Annotated in this window: 22 protein-coding genes and 1 pseudogene; 12 read left to right on the forward strand and 11 right to left on the reverse strand. The window is 62.7% G+C overall.

Translation table 11 applies throughout. The annotated features are described in order from the left end of the window. Together ACTJKM_RS24165 and ACTJKM_RS24170 are read left to right on the forward strand one after the other, a co-directional pair. Window positions 1–446: pseudogene (locus ACTJKM_RS24165) on the forward strand (hypothetical protein); the annotation flags it as partial. 469 nt (window positions 447–915) lie between these two features. Next, on the forward strand, window positions 916–2304 hold the full coding sequence (locus ACTJKM_RS24170; protein WP_058327061.1) for an IS1182 family transposase: 1389 nt from the start codon (window positions 916–918) through the stop codon (window positions 2302–2304). A 197-nt stretch (window positions 2305–2501) separates the two neighbouring features. Here ACTJKM_RS24170 and ACTJKM_RS24175 read toward each other — a convergent pair whose 3' ends face one another. Beyond that, window positions 2502–3083 carry a dienelactone hydrolase family protein gene (locus ACTJKM_RS24175; RefSeq protein ID WP_058327060.1) on the reverse strand — a complete coding sequence of 194 codons (582 nt, stop codon included), beginning with the start codon at window positions 3081–3083 and terminating at the stop codon, window positions 2502–2504. A gap of 19 nt (window positions 3084–3102) precedes the next feature. After that, window positions 3103–3246, reverse strand: a complete 144-nt coding sequence (locus tag ACTJKM_RS24180; protein ID WP_156414718.1) for a hypothetical protein — start codon at window positions 3244–3246, stop codon at window positions 3103–3105. Between the two features lie 27 nt (window positions 3247–3273). On the opposite strand from ACTJKM_RS24180, the gene ACTJKM_RS24185 reads away from it, so the two are divergent. Beyond that, window positions 3274–4356 (forward strand): D-alanine--D-alanine ligase family protein, encoded by a 1083-nt coding sequence (locus ACTJKM_RS24185; protein ID WP_058327059.1) that lies wholly within the window; start codon window positions 3274–3276, stop codon window positions 4354–4356. 117 nt (window positions 4357–4473) lie between these two features. Then, a complete protein-coding gene (locus tag ACTJKM_RS24190) occupies window positions 4474–5019 on the forward strand; it encodes a BA14K family protein (protein WP_058327058.1) in 546 nt (181 codons plus the stop codon). A gap of 126 nt (window positions 5020–5145) precedes the next feature. Here the strand turns inward: ACTJKM_RS24190 and ACTJKM_RS24195 are convergent, their stop codons facing one another. The 4 genes from ACTJKM_RS24195 to ACTJKM_RS24210 form a co-directional block, all read right to left on the reverse strand. Then, window positions 5146–5448 carry a hypothetical protein gene (locus tag ACTJKM_RS24195; protein WP_113398944.1) on the reverse strand — a complete coding sequence of 101 codons (303 nt, stop codon included), beginning with the start codon at window positions 5446–5448 and terminating at the stop codon, window positions 5146–5148. Window positions 5449–5773: 325 nt separating this feature from the next. Next, window positions 5774–5905 (reverse strand): hypothetical protein, encoded by a 132-nt coding sequence (locus tag ACTJKM_RS24200; protein ID WP_255571009.1) that lies wholly within the window; start codon window positions 5903–5905, stop codon window positions 5774–5776. A 334-nt stretch (window positions 5906–6239) separates the two neighbouring features. Further along, complete coding sequence (locus ACTJKM_RS24205) at window positions 6240–6407, reverse strand: hypothetical protein (RefSeq protein WP_156436845.1); 168 nt, start codon at window positions 6405–6407, stop codon at window positions 6240–6242. A 502-nt stretch (window positions 6408–6909) separates the two neighbouring features. Beyond that, complete coding sequence (locus tag ACTJKM_RS24210) at window positions 6910–7278, reverse strand: tetratricopeptide repeat protein (protein WP_058323293.1); 369 nt, start codon at window positions 7276–7278, stop codon at window positions 6910–6912. A gap of 413 nt (window positions 7279–7691) precedes the next feature. On the opposite strand from ACTJKM_RS24210, the gene ACTJKM_RS24215 reads away from it, so the two are divergent. The 5 genes from ACTJKM_RS24215 to ACTJKM_RS24235 all read left to right on the forward strand — a co-directional run bounded on the left by ACTJKM_RS24215 (window position 7692) and on the right by ACTJKM_RS24235 (window position 10593). Continuing rightward, a complete protein-coding gene (locus tag ACTJKM_RS24215) occupies window positions 7692–8081 on the forward strand; it encodes a hypothetical protein (RefSeq protein WP_113133112.1) in 390 nt (129 codons plus the stop codon). Next, complete coding sequence (locus ACTJKM_RS24220) at window positions 7966–9447, forward strand: terminase large subunit domain-containing protein (protein ID WP_082663489.1); 1482 nt, start codon at window positions 7966–7968, stop codon at window positions 9445–9447. Before ACTJKM_RS24215 ends, ACTJKM_RS24220 begins: the two co-directional genes overlap by 116 nt. Window positions 9448–9650: 203 nt before the next feature. Further along, window positions 9651–9854, forward strand: coding sequence for a hypothetical protein (locus tag ACTJKM_RS24225; RefSeq protein ID WP_058327057.1), 204 nt, complete (start codon window positions 9651–9653; stop codon window positions 9852–9854). 120 nt (window positions 9855–9974) lie between these two features. Next, window positions 9975–10232 (forward strand): hypothetical protein, encoded by a 258-nt coding sequence (locus tag ACTJKM_RS24230; protein ID WP_058327056.1) that lies wholly within the window; start codon window positions 9975–9977, stop codon window positions 10230–10232. Continuing rightward, complete coding sequence (locus tag ACTJKM_RS24235) at window positions 10219–10593, forward strand: DUF1515 family protein (RefSeq protein WP_058327055.1); 375 nt, start codon at window positions 10219–10221, stop codon at window positions 10591–10593. Before ACTJKM_RS24230 ends, ACTJKM_RS24235 begins: the two co-directional genes overlap by 14 nt. Window positions 10594–10950: 357 nt before the next feature. On the opposite strand, the gene ACTJKM_RS24240 is transcribed toward ACTJKM_RS24235, so the two are convergent. Continuing rightward, window positions 10951–11982, reverse strand: coding sequence for a GlxA family transcriptional regulator (locus tag ACTJKM_RS24240; RefSeq protein WP_286161594.1), 1032 nt, complete (start codon window positions 11980–11982; stop codon window positions 10951–10953). Between the two features lie 118 nt (window positions 11983–12100). On the opposite strand from ACTJKM_RS24240, the gene ACTJKM_RS24245 reads away from it, so the two are divergent. Next, window positions 12101–13117: an alpha/beta fold hydrolase gene (locus ACTJKM_RS24245; protein WP_113512305.1), complete on the forward strand. Its 1017-nt coding sequence runs from the start codon at window positions 12101–12103 to the stop codon at window positions 13115–13117. Window positions 13118–13190: 73 nt separating this feature from the next. Continuing rightward, window positions 13191–14156: an MBL fold metallo-hydrolase gene (locus ACTJKM_RS24250; protein ID WP_058327053.1), complete on the forward strand. Its 966-nt coding sequence runs from the start codon at window positions 13191–13193 to the stop codon at window positions 14154–14156. Window positions 14157–14235: 79 nt separating this feature from the next. Here the strand turns inward: ACTJKM_RS24250 and ACTJKM_RS24255 are convergent, their stop codons facing one another. From ACTJKM_RS24255 to ACTJKM_RS24265, 3 genes are read right to left on the reverse strand one after another with little or no spacing between them, the layout of a single operon-like run. Then, entirely contained in the window at window positions 14236–15348 is a 1113-nt protein-coding gene (locus ACTJKM_RS24255) for an NADH:flavin oxidoreductase (protein WP_058327052.1), read from the reverse strand. Window position 15349: 1 nt separating this feature from the next. After that, a complete protein-coding gene (locus ACTJKM_RS24260) occupies window positions 15350–15742 on the reverse strand; it encodes a RidA family protein (protein ID WP_058323454.1) in 393 nt (130 codons plus the stop codon). A gap of 41 nt (window positions 15743–15783) precedes the next feature. Continuing rightward, window positions 15784–16176: a RidA family protein gene (locus ACTJKM_RS24265; protein WP_057254022.1), complete on the reverse strand. Its 393-nt coding sequence runs from the start codon at window positions 16174–16176 to the stop codon at window positions 15784–15786. Between the two features lie 141 nt (window positions 16177–16317). Between ACTJKM_RS24265 and ACTJKM_RS24270 the strand changes: the two genes are divergently transcribed. After that, entirely contained in the window at window positions 16318–17226 is a 909-nt protein-coding gene (locus ACTJKM_RS24270; protein ID WP_057254024.1) for a LysR substrate-binding domain-containing protein, read from the forward strand. A gap of 17 nt (window positions 17227–17243) precedes the next feature. Here ACTJKM_RS24270 and ACTJKM_RS24275 read toward each other — a convergent pair whose 3' ends face one another. Beyond that, on the reverse strand, window positions 17244–17540 hold the full coding sequence (locus ACTJKM_RS24275) for a hypothetical protein (RefSeq protein WP_057254026.1): 297 nt from the start codon (window positions 17538–17540) through the stop codon (window positions 17244–17246). Between the last annotated feature and the right edge of the window lie 128 nt (window positions 17541–17668).

A 17668-nucleotide genomic window follows, 5' to 3' on the forward strand; every position in this document is an offset into this window, starting at 1 on the left:
CATTCATCCAGCGCGGCCGCTACGTCATGCCATTCAACAAGGATGGCCGCTTTGCTCCGCTGGCCGCGGCCGATACGGCGAAGATCATCGCCAACATCCTGGAGAAGCCGGAAGACCACGGCGGCCAAGCCTACCAGCTGCACGGCCCGAAGGAGTATAGTCACGAGGAGCTCGCAGCAGAGGTTGGTCGGGTCCTCGGAGTCGATCTGCCCTTCGAGCAGCTTACCGTATCGGCCTTTCTGGAGCTCGCGGGGCTCGAGGATGACACCGTCTTGCGGCGGCACTTCGAAGCTGCGGAGCTGGACCAGCAAGAGGGTCTCCTCGCCGGTCTCGATGACATCGGCACGAAGATTATTGGTGGCCCGCTGATGACCGTAGAAGCTTTCGTCAACGCGAACCGGGCGCGCTTCGTCCGTGAAACGCAAACGTCAGTCGACCGAAATTAGAATCCTGTGCGTTTTGGGGCGGATATATCAGGGTGACTAATCCAGGTCGCTAACCGGGGCGATCCGGAACGCATGTTTCGGAGCTGCATCGTCCACCTCGAAAATGCCATGGTTTTGCGATTAATTCACCGGCCACTGAGCTGAATCCTCGAGTGCGTAGCGACTGGCAGCTGCGCACTCGATGGACGATAGCTTTTGGCCGAAGCAGATGCTCACATCCAGGTCAAGGTACGACCTGGAGGGGTCGACAGCAGTCAATGGCCGACCTGCTGATTTAAGCCGATAGCGAATGTCCGCTTTATCAATGCTGCTGCCCGGAACCTGCCGTCCCGCTCTCGGCCCCATATCGGCCACGGCGCCGCGGTCGGCGAATGTCTACTGTTGGCGGATACCGTTGAAAAACTCGGCATTGCGGGCACTTGGGACGCGTGATTCAATCCTCTGAGTGATTTGGCAGGGGATCAGGCGAATGATGGGAACGCAGGCGGCTCCGGCGCAGCTCTTTTACGATTTCAGTCTCGATGAGCACGTGCCAGCCGACCATCTTCTCCGCCGGATCGACAACCACCTGGACCTCGATGGCGTCCGCGCGCAGTTGAAGCCCTATTACAGCAGCACCGGCCGTCCGTCGATCGATCCGGAACTGATGATGCGGATGCTGATCATTGGCTACAGCATGGGCATCCGGTCGGAGCGCCGGCTGTGCGAGGAGGTTCATCTCAATCTCGCCTATCGTCTGTTTTGCCGGCTTGGACTGGACGGCAAGGTGCCGGATCATTCCAGCTTCTCGAAGAACCGCCACGGACGTTTCCGGCAAAGCGATATCCTTCGGCATCTGTTCGAGACGGTGGTTGAGCGCTGCCTGGTACAGGGTCTTGTCGGTGCTGAAGGCCTTGCCGTCGATGCCAGCTTGATCGCCGCGGATGCCAACAAACAGCGCTCGGTATCTAGTGCAGAATGGAGCGCGCAAGAAGCGAAGGAGAATGCAGGCCGCTCCGTTCAGGAATATCTGGCGGTGCTTGATGACGCTGCTTTTGGTGCGGCTTCGCCGGTAACGCCGAAGTTTATTTCCCCGTCAGACCCGGCAGCCCAGTGGACGGGTGCCCATAAAGGCCATGCCTTCTTCGCCTACGCCACCAACTATCTGATCGACACCGACCATGGCGTCATTCTCGATGTCGAGGCCACCCGTGCCATTCGACAGGCTGAGGTTGGCGCTTCGCGCACCATGATCGACAGAACAGAGAACCGCTTTGGCCTGAAGCCAGGCTATCTGGTCGCCGACAGTGCCTATGGCTCCGCTGACAATCTGGCCTGGCTTGTGAAGGAAAAGGAGATTGCTCCGCACATTCCTGTGTTCGACAAGTCCAACCGGACAGACGGGACTTTCTCGCGTGCCGACTTCAATTGGGATGGCGAGGCAGATCGCTACATCTGCCCGGCGGGCAAGGAGCTGGTTCAGTTCCGTCGCACCTACGCGACGCCCCGATCGGGCATCACCAGTGAGGGCACCCGGCTCTATCGGGCCAGCAAGAAGGACTGTGATGTGTGCGACCTGAAACAGCGCTGCTGCCCGAATGCAGTTGCTCGCAAAGTCCCTCGTGATCTCAATGAGGATGCCCGTGACGTCGCCAGAGCCATTGCCGGCACGCCCGATTACGAGCGTTCACGGCATCGTCGCAAGAAGGTCGAGATGCTCTTCGCTCACCTCAAGCGCATCCTGCGGATGGCCAGGTTGAGACTGCGTGGTCCGTGTGGTGCTCGCGATGAATTCCTGCTCGCAGCAACGGCACAAAACCTCAGAAGGCTGGCAAAGCTTAGACCTTCTCGCCTCCCATCCGCCGCCATGGTGGCATAACGGCCGGTTGCCTGGAGCCATCCCACCGCATCACAACGAGAGACACCTTGCCAACTCTTCGAAAAACCGCGTGGAGAGCGTCGCGGATGCTCAAACTACGAGTTTTTCAACGATATCGACGCAAAGCGGCCAAGGCCACCATGACCGATTGGTGGGATTGCTGAGCAACTCCGAGCTTTTCCTACAATAGGGCAGCCTCAGACCCGCCTGAGAAAAGCAAGCACCCGATCCGTCAGCAGCGCCGTTGCCGTCGCGTCGTAGGACGGCAGCGAGCTGTCGGCGAAATAGTGCTGGTCGCCCGGATAGAGGAAGAGCTCGGCATCGTCGGCCTTCTCGACGAGTTCGCGGGCAGCGTCGATGTCGCCTTCGCCGACGAAGATCGGGTCATTGTCCATGCCGTGGATCTGGACGGGCACGCCATCCGGCCAGGGGCCGAAGGACCACTGACCGCTGATCGGGATGCAGGAGTAAAAGAGCAGGGCGCCGCGGGCGCCGGGCCGGGTCTGGGCGAGCTTCTGTGCCGGCAGGACGCCGAAGGAGAAGCCGGCATAGACGAGGCCCTGGGGAAGAGCGTCGGCGAGGCGAACGCCGCGCTCGCGCATCTCATCGAAGCCGACCTCGCCGATATAGGCAAGGCCTTCTTCGATGCTGTTGAAGGTGCGCCCCTCGAAGAGATCGGGCAGGTGCACGGTGTGTCCGGCGGCCCGGAGGTCCTCGGCGAAAGCGTGCATTCCCGGGGTCAGCCCCTGGGCGTGATGGAAGAGCAGGACCTCGGCCATGGACGACTTCTCCTTCAAATTATCCTTCGCGTTCCAATTGTGTCTCGCCGCCTGAAGGGTCAAGCGGTGTTGCGGTCGATTGAGAAAATTTTCCTGTCGCAGCGATAGCACGTTTCCTTGACGTCTTGTTGCCATCTTCGACCGCTTCCTTGCGGATCAGCATTGGCCACGATTCTGAAGGAAAGACGTCATGACAGGGAAGTTGCGCATTGCCGTGTTGTTTGGTGGGCGTTCGGCGGAGCATGAGGTTTCACTGATGTCGGCGCGCAACGTCGTCGCGGCGCTTGACAGAGCACGCTACGAGATCGTGCCGATCGGCATTGCCAAGGATGGGCGCTGGCTGTTGCTCGAGCTTGAAAACGGCGAGCTGCCCCGGACCATTCCGGCGGCAGGAACGCAAGTTGCGCTGATCCCGGGCGGCAAGGGCCGGGCGGTCACCATTGCCGCCGACGGAACGCAAGGGCTGCTGCCGGCCGTCGACCTGATCTTTCCGGTGCTGCATGGGCCGTTCGGCGAGGACGGGACGGTGCAGGGTTACGCCGAGACGGCCGATGTCGCCTATGTCGGCTGCGGCGTTGCGGCTTCGGCAGCCGCCATGGACAAGGTGCTCGCCAAGCGCCTGCTTGCGGCCGAGGGGTTGCCAGTCGCGCGTGCCATCGCGCTGCATCAGGAGGACGCCTATTCCGGCGAAACCATCCTGGAAACACTGGGATTGCCGGTTTTCGTTAAGCCGGCGCGGCAGGGCTCATCCGTCGGCGTCAGCCGTGTCAATAGCCTCGACGGGCTTGCGGCTGCGCTGGAAGAGGCGTTTCGCCACGACGACAAGGTGCTGATCGAAGAGTTCGTGCAGGCCCGCGAGATCGAGTGCTCGGTGCTGGAAGACGCCAAGGGCAGGCTCACCGTGTCGCGGCCGGGAGAGATCATCCCCGCCGAAAGCCACGGTTTCTACAGCTACGACGCCAAATATGTCGACGCTGGCGGCGCGATCGTGAATGCGCCGGCGGACCTTGCCGAAGAGGTGGGCGCGCGGGCGCAGGAGATGGCCGAGCGGGCCTTCCGGGCACTGGCCTGCGCCGGCATGGCGCGCGTCGATTTCTTCCTGCGGCCGGATGGAAGCCTGGTCATCAACGAGATCAACACCATTCCCGGCTTCACCAATATCAGCATGTATGCCAAGGCGCTTGCGGCAGACGGAATCTCCTATGGCGCGGCGGTGGAAACGCTGATTGCGCATGCGCTCGCGTTGCGTGGGGATGGGGCCGCGCGCGCATGAAACACTGGCCGCGGATGCCGCCTTTGGGTTGTATTACATATTAGATGTATCGCATTCATTGTGGGTTCACGTCATTCCGCGAAACTGCCGCCTGTTTCCAAACGGACAGGTGATGAGATGAAGAAGATTGCCATCGTCATAATGGCGGCGGTTACGGCTCTTTCGGGCATCACGCCGGCGAATGCCGTGCCGGCGGTTGCCATCGAGCGGGTGCAGAAGAGCGACGTCGAGTTGGTGCAGCACCGGGAATGGAACGGCGGCCACTATCGCCGGCGTCCGCCGGGTTGGCATGGCGGCTATCGTCCGCGCCCCGGTTGGGACGGCGGCTACCGTCCGCGGCCAGGCTGGCATGGCGGGTATCGTCCGCGTCCGGGCTGGGATGGCGGCTACCGCTATGGACACTATAACGGCTACCGCGGCTATCGCTACGAGCGCTATGGCTATCGCCGCCATAATGACGGCTGGTGGTATCCGCTGGCGGCCTTTGGCACCGGCGTCATCATCGGCGGCGCCATTGCCGCGCCGCCGCGCCGGGCGGATGCCGGCGTGAACCCGCGGCACGTGGACTGGTGCTATGCCCGCTACCGCTCGTACCGCGCTTGGGACAATTCGTTCCAGCCCTATGGCGGCCCGCGCCAGCAGTGCTATTCGCCCTATTTCTGAGCGAAGCGCGTTCCAAAAAAAGGCCCGTCGGTTGTGGTGACCGGCGGGCTTTTCTGTTCATGCTTGCAAGTCAGTTAGCCGCATGTCGTTTATCGCAAAACCGCTGCCCACTTTTGCGCGACATGCCTATCGGCTGCTCTTCGGAAGCTCCTCGTCGAAGCGGGTCTTTTCGCGCGCCGGGTCGTCGTCGAGGATTTTCTCCTCGCCGTCTTCGGGCAGGGCGTCGTCCGGGTTCACATTGGCCTCATCGCGGCTCGGAACCGGCGGCACGCGGCCCTGGTCACCCGGCGGAATGTCATCGCCCTCAGGAACCAGATCGACCGGCAACGGCGGGATCCTGCCGATCGGCACGACGGTCGGTTCTGCGGGTTGCGACAGGTCTTCGGGTGTCTGCCTGAGATCACGTGATTTCGGGTTCGCCTTGCTCATCCTCGCATCTCCTCGGTTGGTCATGTCGAAGGAGTAAGGCGAGGAGGCGGGAAAGGTTCCCGGCTGCCGGGCAAGGGGAACGTCTGTGAGAGGAAGGGAGCCAAAGTGCTCGCTGTCGCCAGTCGACGCTGTCCGCGCTCAAGATGGTGCGGCCCGGCGAACGAGTGGCGCTGCGAAGCGGGCGCTTGCGCGCTTAGCACGTTTCATGGAAGAGCCAGCGGCTCTAAAGCGTCGCGATCTTTCAGATTCGCTCCTTGCGCTTTAAGTTCTTGATATTTCGCATGTCGTTGTCGCAAAACCGCTGCGCACTTTTGCGCGACAGGCTTTAGAACTTCAACCGGGCGTCGTCATGATCGGGAGGACGGTGTGCGTCCTTGCGGCGCATTCCGTAGGCAAGCGCAAGCCCCAGGATGGCGGAGCCGACGACGATGGCGGCGAGTGCGAAGAAATTCTCCATGGCATTTTCCTCCCAAGGGGAAGCTTAACACAGAATGCGCGCAAACAAATGGCGTGGCACCGAGATTGCGCGTCATGGTTACTCAACGCGTTTCGGCGCCGGAGGTTCAATCAGCAAGCGCCGAAGCGAGGCGAACGGTGCCGGCAGGCTCCGTGCATGGCGGTGCTGTCATACGCGGACTGGACAGGCAGCCTGCGGTCGGCGACGCTCGTCACAGGGCCGTTCAGTTTTGGGTTGTCGCAGCAAAACCGCTGCGCACATTTGCGCGACGTGCTTTATTGGTTTGTCGCATGTCGTTATCGCAAAACCGCTACGTACTTTTGCGCGACATGCTTTAGTAGCCGGAGCTTCCGCCGCTCTGGCTCATGCCTTGGCCGCCTTGCGTGCCCTGGTTTCCCTGGCTTGGGGCAGGGGCGGTGCTGCGGCTGGCCTGGTCGGTGGTGCAGCCGGCAAGCGCGACAAGCGCCGCGATAACAGCGGCAAGCAGATATCGTGGGGTCATGGGATCCTCCCGTCGTCGTGGGAACGGCCTTCGACCGCCTCGCCATCGAACCGGACATGGCGCGCTTGGTCCTGGCCGGCGGCCCATCGCCGCGGGGCAAAGGCAGTGTCGCGTGCCGGGCGTAACTATATCACCAAACGATGGGAGCGGGCGGGCGAGACGGCAGGTGGGCGTGAGGCGAGCGACGCAGGCGGCTCGCGAAAAAAAAGAACAAAACAGAAACAAATTTAGGCGGCGGGGCTTGCCAAGCGCCCGGAAGCGGGCTAAGGATATTACAGGCTGGCCGTTTCGTCATTGAAGCGGCCTTTTTGATTCCGGGTCAGCTAAGGCGAGCGGCCTACAGCGCCGCGCGTCTTATCGGACGCGCAAAGGTCGTTGCAGCACTTTGATTTTCTGTATGTCTCCTTAAATCGAGGTCGACTTAAGGAGACATGAAGGTGCGCAATGGCCGCCTGACCGTTGCGGATCGTTACGGTGCTTCGCCAAGGCCGGTTGGCGCTTGCTATGCTTCCTGTTTGGCGATCTTGCCGGAAACGGCGCGGGTGGGCTCAATTCGCGCGCGCGGTTGCCCAATGTTGCGAAGCCAGCGCGAGGCCTCTTTCGGATCGCGCTCGACGCCGAGCCCCCTTTGATAGATGGTGACGAGACGGGCCTGCGCGGCGGGATGACCCTGGCGGGCGGCCTGCCGGTTCCAGTGAAGCGAGGCGGCGTAGTGTTCCTCGCCGCCGTCGTTGAAATAGATTTCGGCCAGTTTTGCCTGGGCGTCGACGTTCCCCGAGGTGGCCAGTTCAAGCAACCTGGGCGAGATATTCGTTGCGGAGGGCCGCGGGGTGAAAATGGTCTTCAACTTACTGAACGCGTTGCGGATCATCTGACACCTGTTGCATCCATCGCACGGTTCCCGCAGCGGGCCTGCTAGGCTGATAAATTACTCAAAATCTTGAACTACTTTGGCTTTTCCCTGGCTAGCAGGGCGCTTGCGATGCATTCCGCCAAGAGGACCCGAAACGGGGCAACCCGGTGGGCCGCATTGATGACCGGATACAACCTGAAGTCAAGGTTGCAAGCGTGACATCCGGCGTGACACCCGAAATTTTCTGTGATCGGCTGTCACGCTCGGCGCGCGTTGCGCTGTCCGCGGTGACGGCGCTCGACGATTGGCAGGTGCGCCGAGCCATTCGAGCAAAGACGAGGTGACGGACCGAAGTCGAGGCCGAGTGCCTTTTCTGTCAAAGCCGCGGCTGCCAGCAGGCTCAGCGGCTCAGCCTGCCCGGAGTAATTTCCATGACAAGCAAACCAGCCAAGGACCCGAAAACCGGGCGTTTTTTGCCGCGCGCCGACCGGGCAGGTGCGGTCATCCGGCCGCGCGCCCGCAAGGCGGTACGCACCAAACTCGGCGAGCTTTTCCTCGAAGACATGCTTTCGGCCTGGGAAAGCCGCGGGGCAGCGGCGATCCACGCGCTGATCGAGAAGAACCCGCATGATTTCCTGAAGGCCGTCGCGGCGCTGATGCCGAAGGACGTGACCATCAATGCCAACCAGATCGGCGAGATGACGGATGAACAACTCCTTCAGCGGATCCGCAAGCTCGACCAAACCATCCGGCCTTTCCTTGCTGCTCAAGGAGCGGATGGAGCTGGCGATGGAGATCGGGCGCCGGCAGAACACGAATAGGCTGCTCTATTACCGGCCCTATGCGAGGCAGACGGCATTCCATGAAGCAGGGGCCACGTTCCGCGAGCGGCTGTTCATGGCCGGCAATCAGCTCGGCAAGACGCTGGCCGGTGCTGCGGAAGCGGCGATGCATCTGACAGGCGACTATCCCTCTTGGTGGGCGGGCCGACGGTTCGAGCGGCCGATCACGATGATCGGCGGCTCGGAATCGCACGAGCTGACACGCGATGGCGTGCAGCGGCTGCTCGTCGGCCCGCCGATGAGCGAGGAGGATTGGGGCACCGGCTATATCCCGAAATCGAATATTTCAGGCTGGACCCGGCGTTCCAGCGCTTCCGGCGCGCTCGACAGCGTGACGGTGCGCCATGCTTCGGGCGGCACCTCGACGCTGCTTCTCAAAGCCTATGAGCAGGGCCGGGCGAAATGGCAGGCAAACACGGTGGACTATGTCTGGTTCGACGAGGAGCCGCCGGAGGATGTCTATTTCGAGGGCATCACCCGCACCAATGCGACGGGCGGCTCGGTCGCCGTGACCTTTACGCCGCTGAAAGGCATGAGCTCGGTCGTCAGCCGCTACCTGCTGGAACCCTCCGAAGACCGGACCGTGGTGACGATGACGATTGACGATGCCGAGCATTACACGCCGCAGGAGCGCGCGAAGATCGTTGCGAGCTACCCGGCGCATGAGAAGGAAGCGCGCACCAAGGGTGTGCCGACACTCGGCTCCGGCCGGATTTTCCCGGTGACCGAGGAACAGATCCGCGTCGAGCCGTTCGAGATACCCAGGCATTGGGTGCAGATCGGCGGGCTCGACTTCGGCTGGGACCACCCCTTTGCCGCAGCGCTTTGCGCCTGGGACCGGGAGGCCGATGTCTTCTATGTGACCCGGGTCTACCGCGAGCGCGAGGCGACGCCGATCATCCATGCAGCGGCGCTCAAACCTTGGGGGCCCTGGCTGCCGTGGGCGTGGCCGCATGACGGGCTGCAGCACGACAAGGGCTCGGGCGAGCAGCTGGCGGCGCAATATCGCGGGCAGGGGCTGGCGATGCTTTCCGAGCGCGCAACCTTCGACGACGGCACCAACGGCGTCGAGGCGGGGATCTCCGACATGCTGCAGCGCATGCAGACCGACCGCTTCAAGGTGTTTTCCACCGCTGGCGACTGGTTCGAGGAGTTCCGCAGTGAACATCCTGTTCGACGGCATGACGGAGGGGCTTTTTACCGGGAAACGGCTTTCCGACTTCGACACGGACGAGAGCCTTTCCGGGGCGGCAACCGGCTATCGTTATGCGGCATCCCGCGCGATTATCAATGGGGATATCAGGCAAAATGGCCCGACGATCGAGGCTTATGGCCGGGCGTTTGAGGCGGCATTGCGGGAGCCGGATATGGCCGGAGTGGCCAGCAAATGGCGGGGTCGGCAGAGTCGGGCGTCGTCGTGGTGCTTCGGCCCGGAAAGTCGGGATCGGAGGCAAAAGGCGAGGGCGCCAGCGCTTCGGCCCCGTCTCTTGGCAACATCTTCGAACGCCTTGTCACCGTGATTGTCTCAATTTTCGCGAGGTGGGCGAAATGAGCGCCGTGATGATCCGTATCGTGTTGCGCTATGGCGCCGGCTTGCTTGTTGCGAAGGGCTTGCTGGCGCCTGAAACCGGTCCCGCGATTGCCGATGATCCGGACATCCAGATGCTGTTGGAGGTTGGCGTCGGCCTTGCTGCCGGCGTCCTCTCCGAAACCTGGTACCTGCTAGCACGCCGCCTTGGCTGGGCCAGATGATGCTGGCCGGGCCGAAGTTGTTGGTCGGCGGCTTGTTGCTCGCCGGCATCGTTTGGCTCGTTCACGAAATCCGGGCCGACGGTGCCCGTTCCATCGCCAATGCTATCGAAAGGCAGAACAATGACGCTCATAGCCGCGCTCGCGAAAAGCGCCTTGATTACGATTCCTGCCTTGATGCAGGCGGGTTGTGGAACTTCGCAACCGGCCAGTGTTCCGGGTCTGCGGGGCGTCGTCGGAACTGATCTCGTCGGCGCGCGCGGCGCGACTGCGGCCGATCAACGCCGGATTGATCGCACGGCCGTTGGCCTCTGCACGGCGGAAATCTGGACACGGGCGGAATGCGCCGGACATGGGGAGCGCGCCGATGTCGGCAGTTGAAATCGATGTTGCCGTTCACCGCCAGCTCGGCGAATTGGTTGCGGGCATGCGCGGCTTGCAGGAATCTATCCGCCGAATCGAGCAGGGCGGCCGCCGCGCCGAGGACAAGTACGCCGCCATTCATGGCAGCGTGCATCTACGCATGGAACAGCTGGTCGATCGCGTGGGTGAGATCGAGGCGTCTGTCTCGGCGATCGGTGCGGACGTCGCGGAGATGAAGCCGGTGACCGACGACGTCAGGCGCTGGAAGCTGATGGGGATCGGCGCATTGGGCGTCACCGGCATCGCGGCGATGGCGCTGGGCGTCAGCTTCGCCGAGGCGATCCGCCGCGTCGTCTTTGTCATCATGGGCAAGGGCTGACGGGGCCGTCTGAGATCGGAGGCGCCGCGAAGGCCTAAGCTGGGTCGACGAGATTTGCCGGCCGAGTTCCGAGACAAGTCAGATCTGGATTGACCGCTCGTCCAAGGAAGATCGTTCCAAACCACTATATTCAATGCACGCCGCGCGCCCCAACGGGCGCGCGGCGGTTTTTGCGTTTTCTATCCCTTCGGGGTCACCAAGACGGCGTTGCCGTCGCCCATGATCGGCTTGTTGTCCTTTATCGGAGGAGCGCCAGGTGGCGAGAACCTACCAGGAGATGCGCTGTGGGCTGTCACTTTGGTCGGGTCTTGAGCGGATGCAGCTTGCTGGCGCGCTCAATCGATGGAGCGCCCTAGGTCACAAAGCCGGCACCGCATTCGGCGCTCCTGCGGCCATTCGCCGGGCACCATCCGATACCGAGAAGCGGAGGCGATATTCCTTTGGCGAGAGACCGAGGATCTTGCGGAAGATCTTGCGGTAGGCGTTGGTGTCGTCATAGCCGCTCTGCCAGGCAACCTGCTCGATCGAGAGATGCGAACGCTCCAGCAGATCGCGTGACTTGGCGATCCGCAGCCGCTGGCAATACTCCGTCGGATTGAAGCCGGTCGCCCTCTGGAAGCGACGCAGGAACGTGCGGTCGCCGAGCCCGGCGCGCTCCGCCATCATCTGCAGCGTCACGCCCTTGGTGCTGGTGCCATGCAGCCAGTGCTGGATCTTGAGGATGACGTTGTCGCCGTGATCGAGCTTCGGCGCGAAGACGCTGTAGTAGCTCTGCTCGCGCGCGCCGGGATCGATAATCATGTACCGCGCCGTTGCCAGCATGACGTCGGTTCCGAGGAACCGGTCGACGAGTTTCAGCCCGAGATCGATCCAGGCCATCATGCCGCCGGCGGTGATGATGTCGCCCTCGTCGATCAGCAGCCTGTCGGTGTCGACGCGGATATTGCCGTAGCGGTTGGCGATCAGGTCCTGGTGCGACCAGTGCGTGGTGATGGTACGGCCAGCAGCGAGGCCCGATTCGGCGAGCAGATAGGCGCCGCCGCAGACCGAACAGATGGTCGTGCCGCGTTGATGCTGCTCGCGCACGAAGGCGGGCAGGGTGCCGATGCGCTCCCCGACCGGCAGATCGGCGAGCGTCGGCGGCAGGATCAGCGCCACCAGGCTCGAAGAGGGATCCTGGTGGGTGTCGCGTGATTTCGCCACCGAGCCGTCTTCCTGCAGCTTCCAATGGCTGATGCGGATCTGGGGAGCGTCTACCCCGCTCTGTTCGACCGATTGCATGCTCGCCACCTGGAACATGTCGGTCAGCCCGTGGATCGCCGACATCAGGGCGCGCGGGTAGACGACGATGCCGATCTCCGCCGGTTCGCTTTCCGCTCGTTTTGTCACTTCTGCCCCCATCGTTGTCAGCTTTGCCGGTCGAGAGGTTAGGCCCCCCGATTTATCAATTCAACCATCGCTTCCACGGGATGGAAGCCGGGCAACAGAGATCAAAGAGGTGAGGACAATGACACAGGCAAAAGCAGTTTCCGCAACCGTTTCCAATGGCCTTTCGCGCCGCAACGTTCTTTCGGCAGCCTTCGGTGCCGCCGCCACCGCCGCCGCGGTCAACGCAATGAACATTCCGGCCAAGGCCGCATCCGCCACCGCATCAACCGCCGGCGCGTCCGGCACCGAGGGAGCAAAGACCATGGGCAGCCGCATCACCACCCGCGATGGCGTCGAGATCTACTACAAGGACTGGGGTCCAAAGGATGGCCCGGTCGTCGTGCTCAGCCACGGTTGGCCGCTGTCGTCGGACAGCTGGGAAGCGCAGGCCTTCCACCTCGCCGCCAATGGCTTCCGCGTCATCGCCCATGACCGCCGCGGCCATGGGCGCTCGTCGCAGCCCTGGGACGGCAACGACATGGATCACTACGCCGACGACCTTGCCGATCTGATCAACGCGCTCGATCTGAAGGGCATCTTTCTTGCCGGCTTTTCCACCGGCGGCGGCGAGATCAGCCGCTATATCGGTCGGCACGGCACGGGCCGTGTCGCCAAGGCCGGTTTGATCTCGGCGGTGCCGCCGCTGATGGTCAAGACCGACAAGAACCCCGGCGGCCTGCCGAAGGCGGTGTTCGACGGGCTGCAGGCGGCAAGTCTGAAGGATCGCTCGAAGCTCTACCGCGATATCGCCTCGGGTCCGTTTTTCGGTTTCAACCGCCCGGGTGCGGTCGCCTCTCAGGGCATGATCGACAGCTTCTGGTTGCAGGGCATGATGGGCGGGCACAAGAACACCTATGACTCGATCGTCGCCTTCTCGCAGACAGACTTTAGCGAGGACCTGAAGAAGTTCGACGTGCCGACGCTGATCATCCATGGCGACGACGACCAGATCGTGCCGATCGATGCGGCCGCCAGAGCTTCGAAGACGCTGGTGCCGCATGCCGAGCTCAAGGTCTATGCCGGCGCGCCGCACGGCATCACCGATACACACAAGGATCAGCTCAACGCCGACCTGCTCGCCTTCGCCAAGGCTTAACGCCTGCTCGCCGGTGCGGCCCACGGAGCGCACCGGCACCCTTCGCCAAACGCTTCAGCCAAGGACCAGAACGATGACCTCTTCCCGTACTCCCACCGACGCATCCGGCCCCGATCGCCGCGAATTCCTTGCCGGATCCAGCGCGATTGCCGCTTCCGCCCTCCTGCCGAAAGGTGTCTACGCCGCCGACGTCCATCGCCTTCAGCACGGCAGTTTCGACATTTCCGTCGTCAGCGACGGCTTCATCATGCTGCCGGTGGGCATCGTGCTGCCGGATGCGACGGCGGAGGAGCGGCCGGACATCATGCGTCGGCTCGGCGGCACACCGGAACGCGCGCCATTTCATACCAATATCCCTGTTATCCGCACCGGCGGTGATGTCATCGTGGTCGACGACGGTTCGGGCAACCACTTCCAGGAAAGCGCCGGCAAGCTGCGCGCCAATCTGCTGGCTGCCGGCATCGATCCGGGTGAGGTCACGAAGGTGGTGCTGACCCACGCGCATCCCGATCATGCCGGAGGGACCCTTGGTGCCGATGGCAAATTGACCTTTCCGAACGCGCAGTATTTCGTATCGGAGGCCGAGTGGCAGTTCTGGACCGATCCGAACTTCGAAAAGACCATGCCGCAGGCGTTGCATGGCTTTGCCAAGGGCGCGCAGCGCGATCTTTTCGCGGGGCAAGATCGTCTGACCCTGGTCAAGCCCGGCGACGAGATCGTCAGCGGCATGCAGGTGCTCGATACGCGCGGCCATACGCCCGGCCACATCTCGCTTCAGCTTGCCGGTGGCGACGGCGCCGGGCATGAGGGCATGGTGATAACGGGCGATGCGGTGACCAGCAATGTCGTCTTTTTCGAACATCCCGACTGGCATTTCGGCTTCGACACGGATGCGGAACTGGCCTTGAAGAACCGCAAGGCTCTGATCGACAGGGCGGCATCGGAGCGGCTGGCGTTGCTTGGCTATCACTGGGCCTATCCGGGGATCGGGCGCGCCGAGCGGAACGGCTCAGCCTATCGTTTCGTCGCGGCGTTGTAACCGCGACGAGCAGTCCTCAACGAACGCGAGCGACGTAGCCGACGGGCGCCTTCTCAAGCGCCCGTCGGTCCTTTCTTTCTCAGAGAGCAAGTTCACTATCCTTGATGTCGCTGATCGGTGCGAGGAACGGCAGGTCGAACGGACGCAGATCGCTGCGTTCGGCGGTCAGTTGCGGCCAGTCGGGATTGACGAGCGCGCCGCGGCCAAGCGCGATCATGTCGGCTCCGGCTGCCATCACCTCCTCGGCGCGCGCAAGATCGTGCAGGCTGCCATTGGCGATGAGGAACAGGCGTGGCGCATGGCGATGGGCAAGCGCCACGAGCGAAGTGTCGCCGCCCTCGAAGGCCGGCTTCCAGGCTTCGAACTCGGTCACGTGAACGAAATCGGCCGGACTTTCAGCCATCGCCTTGAACACGCGCGCTGCCCCCTGTTCACGCTCGGCCCATTTGTGCCTGAAGTCGTTGACCTTGCCCTGCGAGAGGCGCAGGCCGAGCGGGACGCTGGGGCCGATCTCCGTGCGCACCGCCTTCAGCACCTCGAGCGACAGACCGAGCCGCTGCACGATATCGCCGCCCCAGCGATCTGTCCGCCGGTTCGAGAAGTCGGTGCAGAACTGATCGAGCAGGTAGCCGTTGGCGCCGTGGATCTCGATGCCGTCGAAGCTGGCGACCTCGATGGCCAAGCGAGCGGCATTAGCGAAGCCCTCGATCGCTTCGGCAATCTCGACCTCGCTGATCTCGCGCGGCAAAGGATAGGGGCCGTCGCCATGGTAGCCGGTCATCTGGGTGCCCTTCGGACGTATGGCCGAGGGGCCTACCGTATCCGGGCGGTAGGGGTTGCCCTGTGCCAATGCGCCGCCATGCATGAGCTGCGCGAAGATGCGGCCACCAGCGGCGTGGACTGTATCGACGACGCGGCGCCAGGCAGCCGCCTGTTCCCTGTCGGTCAGGCCGGGCTGGTCCCTGTAGGTCTGGGAATAGGCCTTGTCGGTGTAGATGCCTTCGGTCGTGATCAGGCTGAAGCCGCCTCGGGCGAAGCGTTCGTAGTAGTGCTGCATGCGTTCGCCTGGAACGCCCGCGGCCGAAGCGCTGATGCGGGTCATCGGCGCGACCGACAGGCGGGTGGTGAAATTGAGCCCCTTGAGGGTGGTGCCAGTGAAAACGGGAGATGGAAGGATCTGTGGCGCGTTCATCTCAGCGGTCTCCGTCAAGCGCGATCGCTTCGATCTCGATCAGTGCATCGGGTGAATAGAGAGAAGAAACCTCGATCATGCTTTCGGCCGGGTAGGGTGCCGAAAGCCACTTGCGGCGAAGGTCGACCATCTTTCCCGCGTTCTCGGTGGAACGCAGGAAGATCGTGGTCTTGACGACCTTGTCGAGCCCGGAGCCGGCCGACTTCAAGGCGCGGTCGAGATTGCGAAAAGCCTGGTTGGCCTGGCGGTCGAAATCGCCAATGCCGACGATTTCGCCGTCGTCACCGATTGCCGCCTGGCCGGAGACAAAGACGAAGCCATTGGCCCCGATTGCCTGGGAGAGCAGGAACGGCGCGTAGGGATCCGGCGTGGTGACGACCTGTTCAAGATGCATGGAATGTCCTTTCGATGCCGGAACGATTTCCGGCGCTCATCTCAACGGCCTGCGTCGAGCGCGATCGCTTCGATCTCGATCAGCGCGTCTGGCGAATAGAGCGAGGAGACCTCGATGATGCTGTCGGCGGGGTAGGGTGCCGAAAACCATTTGCGACGGAGTTCGATGATCTTCCCGAAATTCTCCATGGAGCGCAGGAAGATCGTAACCTTGACGATCTTGTCGAGGCCGGAACCGGCGGCCTTCAGGGCCCGGTCGAGGTTGCGGAAGGCCTGTTCGGCCTGGCGGTCGAAATCGCCTTCGCCGACGAGCTCGCCGTCATCGCCGATCGCCGCCTGCCCTGAGACGAAGACGAAGCCGTTGGCCTTGATCGCCTGGGAAAGCAGGAAGGGCGCGTAAGGATCCGGCTTGGTGATGACCTGTTCGAGAGACATGCTTTGTCCTTTCATGCTTGAGTTTTTCTCAGCTTGGCGCTGTTGCCTTGGCTGTTGAACTCAATATGCTGAGGAGATAGCAGGCTGACAAAGAGTGATTTCTCAGCTGATAGATGAGATGAATTCTTCCATGAGGATGCGATGAGGAAGCTGCCGCCGCTCGGCGCCTTGCGGGTCTTCGAAGCGGCCGCCCGCCGACTGAGCTTCAAGCATGCGGCGGAAGAGCTGAACGTTTCGGCGACCGCCGTCAGCCACCAGATCCGGCAGCTGGAGGAGATGCTGGAGGTCAAGCTCTTCGAGCGCGAGACGCGACAGGTGCATCTGACGGCTGCCGGCAAGGCGCTGTTTCCGGTGCTGCGCGATGGTCTCGATCGCTTCGAGCAGGCGATTGCCGATGTGCGCCGCCAGCAGGGGAGCAAGGTCGCGCGGCTGACCTCCACCGTCGCCTTCGTCGCCAAGCGTCTGGCGCCGCTCGCCGGCTCGTTTCGCGAAGCCTATCCGGACTGGACGCTGAGGCTCGACGCTTCCAACCGGACGATCGACCTGGAGGCGGACGCGGACGCCGCAATCCGTCTCGGTGGCGGACACTACCCGGGTCTCATAACCGAGCCGCTCTTTGCCGATCGTTTCGCCCCGGTCTGCGCGCCGCGACTGGTGCCGGCAAGTGCTGCGGATCTCAAACGCTCAACGCTCATTCATTTCGATTGGGGTGTGGCGCGCCGAGACGAGCCGCGTGCGCCGGTCTGGCGGCAATGGCTGGAGCGGGCTGGCATCGCAGATGTCGATGCGAACGCGGGTCTTTCGTTTACCGATGAAATCCATGCCGTTCAGGCCGCCGTAGCCGGGCAGGGCATCGGCCTTTTGAGCCTGACGCTGGTCGCCGAGGAACTCGCCTCGGGCATTCTCGTCCAGCCTTTTCCTGTGACGCTCGAAAGCGACCGCTACGATCTCGTCTATAGCCCACGGATGGCAGATCGACCGGCGACGCAGTTGTTGCGCGATTGGGTGATCGCGCAATTCGGCAGCGGCGACTGCCGCTCGCTCCCATAGTCGCCCCACGAAATGCGTCAGTCAAAATCGAAAATATCATCCGGCTGCCAGCGCCGGCTGGTGAGGCGCAACGACCGGTCCGGCTCGATGATATAGGTTTCGTAGACCTTGCGGCCGTACTGGTCGATGAACTGGTGCGGCACGATGCTGCCGACAGGCGACTTCGTGAGCTTGGTGCGCGGCTGGCCGCCATAGGTGATGCTGCCGGGGATCGGCTCGAGGTTCGACGAATAGCCGTAATAGCTTGAGCCGCCGCTTGCGGTACAGCCGCTCAGAAGCAGAACGACGGAGAGGGCGGCAAGGGCGTTTTTCATGTCGGCGATCCTCGGTTACGGGTGCGCTTGGTAGGGGAGGCGCAGTCAGGTTCCTCGCCTTCAAATGGACTACGGAACGCGCTGCAACACTTTGATCTATTGTACAATTTCCTGATGCAAATCCAAGG

This window comes from Ensifer sp. 22460 (genome assembly GCF_052044935.1).
GTDB lineage: Bacteria > Pseudomonadota > Alphaproteobacteria > Rhizobiales > Rhizobiaceae > Ensifer.